This is a genomic window from Aminobacter anthyllidis (assembly GCF_018555685.1).
Taxonomy (GTDB): domain Bacteria; phylum Pseudomonadota; class Alphaproteobacteria; order Rhizobiales; family Rhizobiaceae; genus Aminobacter; species Aminobacter anthyllidis.
In genome coordinates, this window is sequence record NZ_JAFLWW010000004.1 from 122,624 (window position 1) to 136,672 (window position 14,049).

Below are 14,049 nucleotides of genomic sequence, written 5' to 3' on the forward strand. Positions count from 1 at the left end.
ATGAGCACATATTGACGTCATGGATATCAAATTGAGACAGGAGCGTGTCATGGCAGCTCAGAGTCTGGGAATGTCGGCGGCCCATTTCGGTGAGGCCCGGTCGCAGTTCCTGTCGGCCCGCCGCGTGTCGGAATTGCTGGGCGTGACCCAGGCAGACCTGGCCCGGCTCGTCGGCGTTGCTCGCAACACGCTGACGGCACGTTCGGGTGCGCGCAAGGTCGACCAGGCACTCAGCCCCGTCGTCCGCATCCTGGCAATGGCTGCCGAAATGGCCGGCGACGAAAACCGCGCGGCGATCTGGTTCAAGCATCAGCCTATCCCCGGCTGGGCCGGCAAGACCGCCTATGACCTGGTTGGCGAGGGCAAGGCCGACAAGGTCCTGGCCTATCTGGAGGCGGTGCGCTCCGGCGTTTATGCCTGAAGCGAGCTCGCGGCAGCGTCGTACGTTGTGGCGGGCCTTCGTGCCGCGCTGGGCCCATATGCCACTTTCAGGCGAGGGTGCAGCGCGTTTTGGCGGGCGCTGGAATCCGGTCGGTGCGCCAACGCTATATGCGGCCTGCGAGTTGTCGACGGCCTGGGCCGAATACAATCAGGGTTTCGTCCAGCATCCGGCGCTGATCGCACAACTCGAACTTGCCGATGCGGCCCTGGCCGAGTTGACCGATCCGACGGCGCTGCAGGAACTCGGCGTGGATCCGGCCATTCACCGATGCGAGTGGCGGGCCGATCTCGACGAGGGCAGGACGCCTGAAACCCACCTACTGCGGCAGCGCCTGCTGGCCGAAGGTTTCGACGGCGTCGTCTACCCCTCCTTCATGTCGCCTGGCGGCAATTGTGTTGCCCTGTGGCGCTGGAACGGTCCGGACCAGCCATCGCTCAAGGTCATCGATCCCGATCAGCGTCTTCCAAAGACCCCGGCATCCTGGCTTTAGACCAGAGGTTACACGACCAGCCGCGCGGCGCGGCCAAGCTTGCGTTCGGCGTCGTTGTAGTAGTGCGAGGCCTGGCTGACCGAGCGGTGCAAAGACTGTTGCATGGCATCGAGCAGCGGGATGCCGTGGCGGCCGGCCTCGGTGAGATAGCCCGAACGCAGGCCATGCGCCGAGAATTCGGCTGGATCCAGTCCAGCTTCGGCGATGCGGCGCTTGAGGATGAGGTTGACTGCCTGCGGGGTCAGCGCGCGGCGCTGGACATGGCCCCAGCGGTCGATGGCGCGGAACACTGCACCTTCGACGAGTTCGGCCCGGGAAATCCAGTCCTTGAGAGCCAGGACCGGGCGGCCGATCAGGAATACAGCCGTATCCGTATCGGCGTTGGTGGTTTTGGTGCGACCGAGGCGGATCTTCAGGCACGGCAGCGTGTCGCCGTTGGTATCTTGCGGGTCGGATAGCACCGGCGTTTCCTCGACCAGCTGTTCGAGCCTCAAGGCGGCGACCTCGCTGCGGCGACGGCCGCCGGAGGCAAAGGCGAAAAGCAGCAGGGCCCGGTCGCGGCAATCAGTCATGCTGTCGCCAGCGCAGGCCTGCAGGACAGCTGCCAGTACGTCCGCCGTGACCGCCTTCTGGCTCTTGCGGAGGCGCGGCCGGCCGGCGGCGCGGACCGCGAGTTTGATCGCGCTGTTGAGCCCGGGTGCGTTGAAGTGGCCCGTCAGGCCGCGCCATCTGGTCAAGGTCGACCAGCTCGACAGCTTGCGCCGGACGGTTGCCGGAGCGTGCGGCTTTTTTGTTACCCGCAACACACCCTGAGCTGCCAATGCCGAAGCGACTTCGGCGGGCATGCCGTGTGCCGCGTCGCTTTCGCGGCGGGAAAAATCCCATAGATGGTGGGCGACAAACTTCAGCAGCAGCGGCTCGGGTGCCGGCCACGGCAGCACGGTGCCGGTCGCAGCCAGGCACCAGGCCTCGATGTAGAACAGGTCCGAAGCCAGAGCGCGCAGCGAGTTTTCGCCCAGGCCCTGGTTGGCGAGGTGGCGCAAGGTGGCGACGTCGTCGTCGCTGAGCACCAACGCCAGGCGGTCGCGGCGGTCGAAGGGCAGAATGCCGTCAAGCGCATCGAGTGCCTCGGCGCGGCGGGCGATGCTTTGCGCCTCGTCGCGGTTGGTGCCGGGTTTTGGACGTTTGGCCATGAGGCCCCATTTTTCAGCGCAATTTCGTGCCGCAAACGGCTGGGTTCGGGCCTGATTCTAGCGATTTTGAGCCTGAAATCCATCACTATCGATAAGAAGACATTATCGTTAGTTAATTTCGAGAAATCGACGATCCCGCATGACTCAAGTAAACAGCGAGATGGCTTTATAATCGACTATTGTGTTAAGGTTAATCAATGCCTTACGCGCTAACCGATTTGCCTCTAGGAGACCTCGTCGGACCCGCCATGCGGGCATCCGAGGCGCTGGTGCGTCTCGATGAACGCACCAGCCGCTCGCCGGTCGGACCGGGCTTTGTCGAACGCGCGCACTTCGCCGATGCGGTCTCGGCACTGTGGCTCGATGGTGAACTGGTGCATGTCGAGGACCTGGTGCTGCACGACGCCCACATGGATCTGCGGGCGCCGACGCATGAACTCACCCGCGCCCATGAAATCCTGCGGCTCAGGCGCCAGATCCTGGCCAACAAGCCGGACTGGGCTCTTGGCCGCGACGGGCTTGCCGTATTGTGCGGAAGGTTTGCTGCGGCGGGGCCGATGCGGCCGGATTCGCAGTTGCCGGGGGAGGGCAGCGCTGCCGACGGCCAGGATCACGAGCAGGAACCGGAGGACGACAGCCTCGGCTCAGGGAGCCTCAGCGCCGAACTGGCGGCGCTGGATGCAGCGCTTGGCCGCGCCAATGCAGTGCTCGACGCGGCACGGGCGCCCGCCACGGCCGGACGCGATGCAACGGTGCGTGCAGAGGCGGGGACCGCCACGAAGGGCGATGCTGCAGCTGACCGGAATCCGCTGCTCTATGACAGCGACTGGGACGAGCCGGAGCGGCTGGCCGAGTGGAAGGCCGTGCTTGCCAAAGTCGAGGGTTTGCCGGCGATGCTGCGCGGTGCGGTCGCCTTTGACGCCTGGACCGCGATTGCGCCGCTGCAGCACGCGCCGTGGCTCGGACGTCTGCTCGTCAGCGCATTGTTGCGGCAGGCCGGCACGACCACCGGCCAGCTTGCGGCGCTATATGTCGGGGCGCGAGCTATTGGACGCGAGCGCCGGCAATCGCGCGACCGCACGACGAGATTGATCGCCTTTCTCGACGGTGCCCACGAAGGTGCGGCGGCGGGGATCAGGGAGCATGACCGGCTGATGCTTGCCAGGGCGCAGATGGAGCGGCGGCTCAAGGGCCGGCGCTCGACGTCGAGACTGCCAAAGCTCATTGACCTGGTGTTGTCGCGACCGCTGGTCAGCAGCGGCATGATCGAGAAGGAACTCGGCGTCACCACCGCGGGCGCGCTCAATCTCATCGGTGAGCTCGACCTGCGCGAAATCACCGGCAGGGGACGCTATCGCGCCTGGGGCATTATTTAGGCCGGCACAGTGACGCTAACTGCACAGGCAGGCGCGAGCATCCAGCAGCCATCGCCGGCACCACGGGTGGAGACGGCAGGGCGACCGCGACATTGCCATCACGCGCTACCGGGACAGCTTGGCGGACGAGGCTGACCGACGGCACAAGCCTGAATGTTCACGGTTGCCGCTACCGGCATTGGCGGAACCAGTGCCGGCTCCGCAAGTCAAACTGGTCTTTTGATTGGCGTGGCAAAAGTACCGGCTCGGTGGCTCGCGGACTCCGGTCTTATCCCACGTCTCGATCCAGCCTAGGTGTTGCTGCCTGTCCTTGCTGGCACCTTCACTTCCGGCATCGCGCCGATCAGCATGCGGGCATATTCGCTCTTCGGAGCGTCGAAGATCTGGGCACAATCGCCCTGTTCGACGATCTCGCCGCGGTTGATCAGGGCCACACGGTCACAGAGATAACGCACCACCGCCAGATCGTGGCTGATGAAGAAATATGTCAGGCCGAGGCGATCCTGCAACTCGCACAGCAGATTGAGAACCTGCGCCTGCACCGAGACGTCGAGCGCCGAGGTCGGCTCGTCGAGAAGCAGTAGCTCCGGTCCCGAGGCGAGGGCGCGGGCGATGCAGATGCGCTGGCGCTGGCCGCCGGAGAATTCGTGCGGATAGCGGTGGAGGTGCTGGGGACCCATGCCGACGAGCGACAGAAGCTCTGCTGCGCGGTCGCTGCGCTGCCTGTTGGTCAGGCCCAGCGTCTCGTGGTGGATGACCAATGGCTCGGTCACGATATCGTAAACGGACATGCGCGGGTTGAGCGAGGCATAGGGATCCTGGAAGACAATCTGGACGCGCGCGCGCAGCCGCCGCAGCTCGGCATCGGACAATTTTCCGAGGTCCTGGCCCTGCACGCGGATGCTGCCCGAAGTCGGCGTTTCCAGATGCAGGATGGAGCGGGTGAGCGTCGTCTTGCCCGAACCGCTTTCGCCGACAAGGCCAAAGCTCTCGCCCTTGCGCACGCTGAGCGACACATTCTTCAGCGCATGGACTTCTTGCGATGTCCCGAAGATGCCGCGACGCCCGGGGTAGATTTTCGAGACGTTGTCGATCTCAAGCATGATCTCAGTCATCGACGAGCGCCTCCATCTCGGTCGCGCGAATGCAGGCGACGGCATGGCTGTCGCCGACGGGTACCGACGCCGGCATCGCCGCAACGCAAGCGGGCAGGGCGAACTGGCAACGGGGCGCAAAGCGGCAGCCCGGCGGCGGCACAATGAGGTTCGGGACCGAGCCCGCCAGGCCGCGAAGCGCGCCACGCTTGGTTTCCCGGGTCGGGATCGCCGACATCAGGGCACGCGTGTACGGATGGACGGGGTTGCCGATGACCGCGGCAACCGGCCCGCTTTCGACGATGTTGCCGGCATACATGACAGCGACATGGCTGCATGTCTGGGCGACAACGCCGAGATTGTGGGTGATGAGCACGACGCCCATGTCGAAGTCCTTGACGCTGTTCTTGATGAGCTCGAGGATCTGGGCCTGGACCGAAACATCGAGTGCCGTCGTCGGCTCGTCGGCGATCAGCAGGTCAGGACGGCCGATCAGCGCCATGGCGATCAGCACGCGCTGGCGCATGCCGCCGGAGAACTGATGCGGGTAGTCGTCGAGCCGGGCCAGTGCGTTGGGGATGCCGACGCGGGCCAGCATCTCGCCTGCCAGCTTGCGCGCGGCCTGGCGGCGTGCGTGCCGGCTGGCGTTGGGCGGGCAGTCCATGACCGCGGGATCGTGCTGCGCTGCCGCCAATGCCACGTCGACGAGCTGTTCGCCGATGCGGAACGCAGGATTAAGGTTCGTCGTCGGGTCCTGGAAGATCATGCCGATGCGGTTGCCGCGCAGGCGCTGCATCTGGGCAGGGCTGAGCTTGAGAAGGTCCTGGCCGTCGAGCAGGATTTCCCCTGCGGTGTAATGCGCCGGCGGCGTCGGCTGCAGGCGCGAGACCGACAGGCCGGTCAGCGATTTGCCGCAACCGCTTTCGCCGACAAGGCCCCAGATCTCGCCCCGGTTCACGGTGAGATTAATGCCGTTCAGGACATGTGCCCGGCCGTCGAAGCTCGACATCCTAAGGTGCAGGTCGCGGATTGAAAGGAGAGGGACAGTCATCTCAGCGCCTCGCTTTCGGATCGAGGATGTCGCGCAGGCCGTCGCCGAGAAGATTGAAGCCGAACACCGCAAGGAACATCGCCATGCCTGGCGCCATCGCCGTCCACCAGTAGTCGGGCATGTAGGAACGCGAGATCGAAAGCAGCGTGCCCCATTCGGGGGTCGGCGGGCGGACGCCGATGCCGATGAAGCCAAGGCCCGCCACTGTGAGAATCGCAAAGCCCATGTCGAGCGACATCTTGACGATGATGGGCGAGACGACGTTGGGCAGGATATGGCGGAAGAGGATGCGCTTGGGTGTGGCGCCAAGCGCGCGAGCGGCGGTCACGTAGACTTCCTCGCGCGCGGCCAGCACCTCGCCGCGCACCAGTCGCGCATAGCCAGGCCACCATGACAGGGCGATCGCGATCACCATATTGCCGAAGCCCGAGCCGAGGGCCGCGGCAATCGCCATGGCAAGGATCAGTCCGGGGATGGTCAAGGTGAGGTCGGTCAGCCGCATCAGCACCTCGTCGACCCAGCCGCGGGCGAAGCCGGCAACGGCGCCGACCAGCGTGCCGATCACCGAGCCGATCAGCACGACACCAAGGCCGGCGAGCACCGACACGGTGGTGCCGGCCATGACCAGCGACAGCACGTCCTGGCCCAGTTCGTTGGTGCCGAACGGGTGGGCGGCGGATGGAGCCATGAAGCGGGAGGCGGTGTCGACGCCACCGGCGATGTGCTCGGGGTAGGGGGCGAGCACGGTGCCGAAGACGGTGAAGAACACCACCACCGCGACGATGACGGCACCCAGCATCGACAGCTTGCTCTGCGAAAAGCGGAAGAAGGCGCGGCGCAGCCTGTCGCGGCGCGGCGTGGCGAAATCGTCCGCGGTGTTGTGCTCGGTGGTGGTCATGAGTAGCGGACCTTGGGGTTGATGACGCCGTAGAGCAGGTCGATGACGAGGTTGGCGAAGACGAACAGCAGGCCGATCACCAGGGCGACGCCGATCACCGGCATCATGTCCTGCGAGACGATGGCCTTGGTGGCGTAGAGGCCGAGACCGGGCCAGTCGAAGACTGTTTCCACCAGCACCGTGCCGCCGAGCAGCCAGCCGAAATAGAGGCCGATCACGGTCAGCGTCGCCGAGACGGCGTTGCGGGCGACGTATTTGGTGATGATCTTGCGCGAGGGCAGGCCGAGCGCGCGCGCGGTCATCACATAGTCCTGCTGCATCACCTCGATCGTCGAGGCACGCATCATGCGCATGATCGTGGCGAGCGGCGACAGCGACATGGCGATGGCCGGCAACGCCAGATGGCGGAGCGACATGAAGAAGGCATTCCAATTGCCCGCGATCAATGAATCGATGGTCAGGAAGCCGGTGACGAAGCGCGGCGGGATGACGACGATCGGCAGGCGGCCGCCGAGCGGCAGCCACATCAGCCACATGGCAAAGCAGAGCTGCAGAAGCAGGCCGAGGAAGAAGCGCGGCATGGAGATCGCGCCGATGGCGCCGACCTGGGCAAGATAATCTGGCCAGCGGTTGCGCCAGACGGCGGTGACGAGGCCGAGCGGGATGCCGACCACGACTGCGATGAACATCGCGGCGAAGACGAGTTCGAGGGTCGCGGGGAGATAGGCCTTGATATCGGCGGCGACGGGACGGCGTGTCAGCAGCGACGTGCCGAGGTCGCCATGGACCAGTCCGGAGACATAGGTGCCGTATTGCACCCAGATCGGTTTATCGAGACCGTATTCCACGGCAAGTGCTGCGATTTCGGCTTGCGTTGCGTTTGGACCTGCGGCGAGCGCCACCGGATCGCCCGGCAGAAGGCGCGCGATGGCGAACATGATGATCGTCAGCCCGACGATGACCGGTATGAGCAGCAGAAGCCGCCGCAGGATGAAATGCAGCATTGCCGATGTCCTCTGTTTGGAGCTTTGGCGGGCCCGAAGGCCCGCCAAATGTTCGACTTAGCCGAGCGACAGGGCCCAGGCCTCGATCGCGTTGGAGGCGACCGGCGTGAAGTGGTAGTCCTTCACATTGTCGCGCATGGCGAGCTTGCGGCGCTCCAGCACGCCGAAGACGTCAGGGGCGTCCTCGACGACCTTCTTCTGGAATTCGCCGTAGATCGCGACGCGCTTGGCCTGGTCGATCTCCTTGCGGCCGGCATCGATGAGAGCGTCGACTTCCGGGTTCTTGTAGACGGCGTTCTGCCAGGCGCCGTTGCGCGACGAGTGGTAGGCCGCATAGGCGATGTTGTCAGGATCGCCGTAGTTCGCCGTCTGGTAGACCGGGAACAGGTCAGGGAAGGTTTCGGGCGATTTGCAGGCGGTGACCATGTCGGGCCAGTTCATGGGCACGATCTCGAGGTCGATGTTGAGCTGCTTGAGGCTGTCGAGCATGATCAGCGCCCAGCGGCGCTGCTGCTCAAGACCCGAGACGTGGTACATCTTGAGCTTGAAGCCGCCTTCCGGCTTGGCCGACTTCGCCATGTATTCCTTCGCCTTGGCCATATCGGTGCCATAAGCGACGAGGTCGGGATTGAAGCCGAGGATGCCCTTGGGCAGCGGGCCATTCATAGGGTCGGCATAACCCGCGGCGTCGAGAATCGCCTTGTAGTTCGTAGCGTAAGAGATCGCCTTGCGCAGGTTGATGTCGGCGCAGGGACCGTGCTGCGTGTTCATCTTGATCGAGAAGGTGCGGTATTCCGGTTCGATGACGCTGACGACGCCGGGGGCATCCTTCAGCGCGTCCATGTCTTCGCTGGTGAGGTCGGTGGCGATATGCGCCTCGCCTCGCTGGATCATCAGCCGCTGGGTGGCGGTCTCACGCACGATCTGCCAGATCACGCCCTCGAGGTTGCCGCCACCGGCCTGCCACGCTTCGGGCGCGCGTGCCAGCTGGTAGAGCGTGCCGACCTCGAAGCGGGCGACAGCGAACGGACCCGAGCCGGCAGTATTGGTCATGAGATAGGTCTCGCCAGCATCGCTGCCGAGATTGGCCTCGACCACCGCCTTCTCGACGACGAAGATCCACGGCAGCACCTGCAGGAACGGCGCGAACGGTGTTGCGAGCTTGAATTTCACCGTGCCGGCGTCGACCGCTGTCACGCCTTCGGCGGTGACGATGTCGCGGATCATCCAGGAGTTGCCCTTGGCGAGCTTCAGGGCGCGGGCGAAGGAGTAGACGACGTCGTCGGCGGTGACGGCATTGCCGGAGTGGAACTTGGCGGCCTTGTTGAGGACAAAGGTATACTCGGTGCCGTCGGCGCTGACGGTCCAGCTCTCGGCGATGCCGGGTGCCGGCACCGGCGGATTGCCCGAGATGCGCACCAGCGGGTCATAGACGTTGCGCATGAAGAACGAGGACGAATAGCCCGTCGCGGTGTGCGGATCGAAATTGGGGATGTCCTGGCCTGCGGCGATGATCAGGACGCCGCCCGACTGCGCGAAGAGTGCGCGGGGAAAAACTGATGTGGCGAGGCCCACGCCGGCCAGGGCCAGCAGGCCGCGCCGCGAGATGTTGAACTGGTCAGAGGTCATTGCATTGCTCCTGTCGGATGTCTGGTCGTCATTGCAAATGGGCGGCGCCAGATGGCCGGGCGCCGCCGGATCTCGATGGGGCTCACGCCCAGGCCACGTTCTCTTGCGGCGTCACGGTGCCCGGCGTTCCCGGTTCCTTGCGGTAGTTGAGCGCGACGTGGTCCGGCGTCACGAAGCCGAGCGCCAGATCGCGGGAGATTGCGGCTGCGTCGCGCTCGGCGGAGTTGCCGTAGCCGGAGCCACCGGCGAGGACGAGTTCCACCACCTGGTCGGTCCGGTGCAGCGAGACCAGCTCGCCGGTGCCGCAATCGCGCAGCACGCGGCCGTCTGTGGAGAGCACGCGTCCACGAGCCCCGCCGCCAGCCTGTCCGCCGAATAGGCCATCGATCGGATTGTCGACGCCCTCGGGGTAGACGGAGACGAGCATCTCCAACCCGTCCTCGTCGCGCTTGCGGAAGCGAATGACCTGGCCAAGCCCGCCGCGCTTCTTGCCGGCGCCGCCGCTGTCCGCACGGAACGCCTTCTCGAGCACCAGGACCGGCACGCGGCTTTCCATCAGTTCGATGGAGGTGTTGGCCGCCGAAGTCGGCCACAGCAGCGAGGAGTGGCCGTCGCCGCGCTCGGAGCCGCCCTGGCCGCCGCCGCAGAAGAGCATGTCCGAATAGAACTGCCCGTCCTTGGTCTGGCCATAGACGTTCGCCGCAACCGCAAGTCCGGTGAACGACTGGACCATGTCGGGCGAGGCCGATGCGAGCGCCGAAAAGATATTCGGCGCGAGATACCAGCCGGTACGGGTACGCAGGTTCACGGCAGCCGGATAGGTCGGGTTCAGGATCGAACCTTCGGGCGCGGTCACGGTGAACGGACGATAGCAGCCGGCATTGCCGCGCACCGTCGGAGTGAGCATGCACTTCAGCGGGTAGGTCGCATGTGCTGCCGTGTAGTTCAGCGTCGAGTTCAAGCCGCCTTGCGGCAGCTGCGGCGGGGCGCCGGCGAAATCGACCGAGATGCTGTCGCCTTCCACCTTGACCAGAACCGGATAGCTGATCGTTTCGCCCAGCGGGTTGTTGGTGATGACCGAGCGGTATTCGCCATCGGGCAGCGCCCGGATCGCGTCGCGCATGGCCTTTTCCGACAAGCCCTGAACGACTTCGGCAAGGGCGCCGAGATCATGCATGCCATAGTCATGCATGAAGGCGTCGAGCCGTTCCGCCCCGAGCTTGTTGGCCGCGACGAAGGAGAAGATGTCGCCCAGCACCTGGTCGCCGTTACGGACGTTCTGGCGGATGAGCTGGATCAGCGTCTCGTTGGGCCTACCCTCCTCGAAGATCTTCATCGGCGGGATCTGCAGGCCCTCCTCGTAGATCTCGCGGGCATGGAGCGAATCCTTGGTGCCGCCGATGTCCGAGACGTGGCCGACAGTACCCATCAGGCCGACAAGCTTGCCGTTGCGGAAGGCAGGCGTGACGATGGCGATGTCGAAGAGATGGCCGGCGCAGAGCCACGGGTCGTTGGTGATCAGAACGTCGCCGGGCTTGAGTGTCTCCGCCGGATAGCGCTCCAGCAGCGCCTTGACCGCGCGGGGAAGCGTCAGGTTGAAGACCGGCATTGCGCGCGGGCTGTGAGCCAGCGTTTCGCCGTCCTTGTCGAGCAGTTCGCAGGCAAAGTCCTGGGCCTCGGCGATAACCAGCGAAAATGCCGTCCGGCACACGGTGAGCCACATCTCCTCGACAACATTGACGAGGCGCGACCACATGATCTCGAGGCCGATCGGGTCGCCCTTGATGCGGGACACTGCCTCGGCCCGCGTCATGTCGGCGGTCACGAATGCATCGATGGCCTTGAGTGCGCCGACTTGAACGCAGAGGTTCTGGCCTGCGTCGATCGTCACGCTGTCCGACGGGCCGACGACGGTGGTGGACTCCCGTTCCTCGATGATTGCAGGTCCGGGGATGGTATCGCCGGTCCGCAGCGCGTAGCGGTCATAGACCGCCGTCTCGAACTTGCCTTCGTCGAACCAGCAGACGCGGTGGCCCTTGATCCGGGCCGCGGTGTCGCCGCCGCCGGTGGCGCCGGTGAGCGAAAGCTGCGGCGTGGGGCCTGCGACACGAACGCGGAAGTTGACGGACTCGAAGCGCGCGCCTTCGAAAGGTGCGGCATAGCGGGCGGAATATGCGCGTATAAAGGCCTCGCGTATCGCCGGCAGATCGGCTTCGCTCAGCTCGGAAGCGGGAAGTGGCACGCTGATGTCATGCATCTGCCCCACAAGGCGCATGTCGGCGCTGCGCTCGACCACAGTATCCGCTGCAGCGATGTCCGAACGTGACAGCTGGTGGCGGCCCTCGTCTTCGAGGCTCGTCAGCACGCGATTGACTGCTTCCGCGTCGAAACCGGACTTCAGCTCGACACGCAGCGAGCGCACGCCTTCGAAGGACAAGGGAGCTGCAAGGAAACCGAGCGCCGATGCGGCACCCGATGCCGGCGGGATCAGCACGGAGCTGATGCCCATGGCGCGCGCCACGTCGACCGCGTGCGCCGGGCCGGCGCCGCCGAAACCGACCATGGAATATTCGCGCGGATCCTTGCCGCGCTCGACCAGATGCACGCGCGCGGCCGAGGCCATGCTCTCGACGACCACCTTGTGGATGCCGAGTGCAGCTTCCTCGATGGTCAGGTTCAAGGGCTCGGCCACGCGCGCAATGGCAGCACGTGCCGCCTCAAGGTCGAGCTTCATGCGACCGCCGAGGAAAAAGTTGGGATCGTAATAGCCGAGCGTGAGGTTGGCGTCGGTGACCGTCGGCTGCTTGCCGCCCATGCCGTAGCAGGCCGGGCCCGGATCGGAGCTCGCGGAGTGAGGGCCGACCTTCAACAGGCCGACGTCGTCGATGGCGGCGATCGAACCGCCACCGGCGCCGATCTCGATCATCTCGATGACAGGCGCCTTGATCGGCAGGCCGGAACCCTTGACGAAACGATGGACGCGCGCGGCCTCCATCATCGGCGAGATTTCGGCGCGTCCGTTCTCGATCATGCAGGCCTTGGCGGTGGTGCCGCCCATGTCGAAGGAAATGACGTCGGACAGGCCGGCAGCCTTGCCGAACAGCGCGGTGGCGAGGCCGCCGCCCGCCGGGCCGCTTTCCAGCAGCCGGATCGGGAAGTCGCGTGCAGTCTCCAGCGACATCAGGCCGCCAGCGGAATGCATGAGACGAAGCGGGCCCGCAAAACCCACGCTACGCAAGGATTTCTCCAGCTTGGTCAGGTAGCGATGCATCAGCGGCTGCACGAAGGCGTTGGCGCAGGTCGTGACCGTGCGCTGGTATTCGCCCATTTCTGCCACGACCTCGCTCGACATCGAGATCGACAGCTCGGGGAAGGCGGCGCGGATGATGTCGGCGGCACGGCGCTCGTGCGCCGAATTGGCATAGGAATGGATGAAGGCGATGGCCACCGCCTCGCAGCCCTGTGCGACAAGCGCCTTGGCTGCCAGCAGGACCTGGGCTTCGTCGAGCGCGGTTTCCACGTCGCCCGATGCGGTCATGCGTTCGTCGACCTCGAGGCGCAGGTCACGGCTGACCATCGGATCGGGGAACGAAACGAACAGGTCATAGATGTCGTAGCGCTGCTCGGTGCCCATTTCGAGCAGGTCGCGGAAGCCGCGTGTCGTGATCAGGCCGACCGGCGCGCCCTTGCGTTCGATGACAGCGTTGGTGACCAGCGTGGTGCCGTGGACGATTTCGCCGACGTCGCCGTGCTTGATGCTCTGCAGGTCCAGCAGTTCCTGCAGGCCAAGGAGTGCGGCCTGGGACGGGTCATGCGGCGTGGTCAGTCGCTTGTGCAGCGTGACGGAATGGTTCTGGCTGTCATAGAGCACGAAGTCGGTGAAGGTTCCACCAATGTCGAACCCGACGCGCCAGCGGTTGGGCAGATCACTCATTACTGATGTCCTTTTTCTTCAAATCCGGGGGGCGACGAAGGCGCTGTCGCCCAGGTCCTCGGCGATGCGGGCCGCCCCTTTGGCGAGGGCGGCGATCATCTCGTCGCGGCCTTTGATGTCCACGAGTGCGTGGGGGTAAACGATGCAGAGGCTGACGGCCTCGTCAGTGCGCGGGTCGGCGATCGATATCGCGATGGCGTCGACGCCGGGTGTCGCCTCCTGGCTCGAATAGGCGAAGCCCTGGTGCCGTACTTTCGAGAGTTCCTCGGTCAGATCAGCCAGCGCGCCGTGTCCAGCGTAGAGCGCATGGACGGCCTCTTCGCCAAGCCGCGCCAGCAGCGAGCGGCCGGTCGCGCTGAGATGGGCAGGCAGGCGCCGGCCGATGTTGCTGACGACGCGCAGTGCGTTGGTGCCCTGGAAGTCGGCAACGGCGGTCACTTCCTTGCCGTCGCGGACGGAGATGTAGCCGGTGTGGCCATAGATGGCGCTGGCTTCGGCGACCACTTCGCTGGCGCGGCCGATCAGCAGCGAGGAACGTCGGTAGGCTGCGGCTAGGTCGAGCATCAGGCGGCCCGGGCGGTGCCGGTGGCTGTCGCCGATTGTCTCCAACATGTTGGCCTCGCGCATCGCCTTCAACAGGCGCGACGCATTGGCCTTCGGCATGCCGAGCAGTCTCACGACGTCCGAAACCGTCAGGTCAGGACAGTCCTTGCCGAAGCACCTCAGCACATCTGCGGCATTGTTCAGGACCGACATTGCTCCTCCGAGTCGTTCCATTAAATGGAACTCGAGTTCCACTTTGCGCAACTAATGCTCTCGTCCGTGCATACGGTCAAGCTAAAAAATGAGCCGACTTCCCGATGCCGCCGGGCTGGCGGCATCGCGGATCGCAAAGGCAAAGCTCCGCCCATCCCGGCAGCGATGTCGGGATCGAGCGA

The 14,049-nt window shown here is 65.1% G+C and carries 11 protein-coding genes; 3 read left to right on the forward strand and 8 right to left on the reverse strand.

Annotated features, from left to right (window positions below):
• Window positions 1–49 precede the first annotated feature (49 nt).
• Both J1C56_RS14445 and J1C56_RS14450 read left to right on the forward strand, forming a co-directional pair.
• Window positions 50–421 (forward strand): antitoxin Xre/MbcA/ParS toxin-binding domain-containing protein, encoded by a 372-nt coding sequence (locus tag J1C56_RS14445; RefSeq protein WP_214390514.1) that lies wholly within the window; start codon window positions 50–52, stop codon window positions 419–421.
• Window positions 414–932: an RES family NAD+ phosphorylase gene (locus tag J1C56_RS14450; protein ID WP_214390516.1), complete on the forward strand. Its 519-nt coding sequence runs from the start codon at window positions 414–416 to the stop codon at window positions 930–932. Before J1C56_RS14445 ends, J1C56_RS14450 begins: the two co-directional genes overlap by 8 nt.
• A gap of 8 nt (window positions 933–940) precedes the next feature.
• Here J1C56_RS14450 and J1C56_RS14455 read toward each other — a convergent pair whose 3' ends face one another.
• Window positions 941–2,125: a site-specific integrase gene (locus tag J1C56_RS14455; protein WP_214390518.1), complete on the reverse strand. Its 1,185-nt coding sequence runs from the start codon at window positions 2,123–2,125 to the stop codon at window positions 941–943.
• A gap of 197 nt (window positions 2,126–2,322) precedes the next feature.
• Here J1C56_RS14455 and J1C56_RS14460 point away from each other — a divergent pair, with 197 nt between their 5' ends.
• Complete coding sequence (locus J1C56_RS14460) at window positions 2,323–3,501, forward strand: RHE_PE00001 family protein (protein WP_214390527.1); 1,179 nt, start codon at window positions 2,323–2,325, stop codon at window positions 3,499–3,501.
• A 290-nt stretch (window positions 3,502–3,791) separates the two neighbouring features.
• Here the strand turns inward: J1C56_RS14460 and J1C56_RS14465 are convergent, their stop codons facing one another.
• From J1C56_RS14465 to J1C56_RS14495, 7 genes are all read right to left on the reverse strand, one after another.
• Window positions 3,792–4,616 (reverse strand): ATP-binding cassette domain-containing protein, encoded by an 825-nt coding sequence (locus J1C56_RS14465; RefSeq protein WP_214390528.1) that lies wholly within the window; start codon window positions 4,614–4,616, stop codon window positions 3,792–3,794.
• The gene (locus tag J1C56_RS14470; protein ID WP_214390536.1) at window positions 4,609–5,646 is read right to left on the reverse strand and encodes an ABC transporter ATP-binding protein; all 1,038 of its coding nucleotides are present in this window, start codon (window positions 5,644–5,646) and stop codon (window positions 4,609–4,611) included. The genes J1C56_RS14465 and J1C56_RS14470 overlap by 8 nt, the downstream gene beginning before the upstream one ends.
• A gap of 1 nt (window position 5,647) precedes the next feature.
• The gene (locus J1C56_RS14475; protein WP_214390538.1) at window positions 5,648–6,544 is read right to left on the reverse strand and encodes an ABC transporter permease; all 897 of its coding nucleotides are present in this window, start codon (window positions 6,542–6,544) and stop codon (window positions 5,648–5,650) included.
• Window positions 6,541–7,548 carry an ABC transporter permease gene (locus J1C56_RS14480; RefSeq protein WP_214390540.1) on the reverse strand — a complete coding sequence of 336 codons (1,008 nt, stop codon included), beginning with the start codon at window positions 7,546–7,548 and terminating at the stop codon, window positions 6,541–6,543. Before J1C56_RS14480 ends, J1C56_RS14475 begins: the two co-directional genes overlap by 4 nt.
• 57 nt (window positions 7,549–7,605) lie before the next feature.
• Window positions 7,606–9,177 carry an ABC transporter substrate-binding protein gene (locus J1C56_RS14485; RefSeq protein WP_214390542.1) on the reverse strand — a complete coding sequence of 524 codons (1,572 nt, stop codon included), beginning with the start codon at window positions 9,175–9,177 and terminating at the stop codon, window positions 7,606–7,608.
• An 82-nt stretch (window positions 9,178–9,259) separates the two neighbouring features.
• Window positions 9,260–13,111 (reverse strand): hydantoinase B/oxoprolinase family protein, encoded by a 3,852-nt coding sequence (locus J1C56_RS14490; RefSeq protein ID WP_214390544.1) that lies wholly within the window; start codon window positions 13,109–13,111, stop codon window positions 9,260–9,262.
• A gap of 18 nt (window positions 13,112–13,129) precedes the next feature.
• Window positions 13,130–13,867 carry an IclR family transcriptional regulator gene (locus tag J1C56_RS14495; RefSeq protein ID WP_214390546.1) on the reverse strand — a complete coding sequence of 246 codons (738 nt, stop codon included), beginning with the start codon at window positions 13,865–13,867 and terminating at the stop codon, window positions 13,130–13,132.
• Window positions 13,868–14,049: the final 182 nt, after the last annotated feature.

Bases quoted from the DNA above. Each gene is read 5' to 3' on its own strand.
- J1C56_RS14495 (WP_214390546.1), bottom strand. From the start codon at position 13,867: ATGTCGGTCCTGAACAATGCCGCAGATGTGCTGAGGTGCTTCGGCAAG.
- J1C56_RS14460 (WP_214390527.1), top strand. From the start codon at position 2,323: ATGCCTTACGCGCTAACCGATTTGCCTCTAGGAGACCTCGTCGGACCC.
- J1C56_RS14455 (WP_214390518.1), bottom strand. From the start codon at position 2,125: ATGGCCAAACGTCCAAAACCCGGCACCAACCGCGACGAGGCGCAAAGC.
- J1C56_RS14450 (WP_214390516.1), top strand. From the start codon at position 414: ATGCCTGAAGCGAGCTCGCGGCAGCGTCGTACGTTGTGGCGGGCCTTC.
- J1C56_RS14490 (WP_214390544.1), bottom strand. From the start codon at position 13,111: ATGAGTGATCTGCCCAACCGCTGGCGCGTCGGGTTCGACATTGGTGGA.
- J1C56_RS14445 (WP_214390514.1), top strand. From the start codon at position 50: ATGGCAGCTCAGAGTCTGGGAATGTCGGCGGCCCATTTCGGTGAGGCC.
- J1C56_RS14480 (WP_214390540.1), bottom strand. From the start codon at position 7,548: ATGCTGCATTTCATCCTGCGGCGGCTTCTGCTGCTCATACCGGTCATC.
- J1C56_RS14470 (WP_214390536.1), bottom strand. From the start codon at position 5,646: ATGACTGTCCCTCTCCTTTCAATCCGCGACCTGCACCTTAGGATGTCG.
- J1C56_RS14465 (WP_214390528.1), bottom strand. From the start codon at position 4,616: ATGACTGAGATCATGCTTGAGATCGACAACGTCTCGAAAATCTACCCC.
- J1C56_RS14485 (WP_214390542.1), bottom strand. From the start codon at position 9,177: ATGACCTCTGACCAGTTCAACATCTCGCGGCGCGGCCTGCTGGCCCTG.
- J1C56_RS14475 (WP_214390538.1), bottom strand. From the start codon at position 6,544: ATGACCACCACCGAGCACAACACCGCGGACGATTTCGCCACGCCGCGC.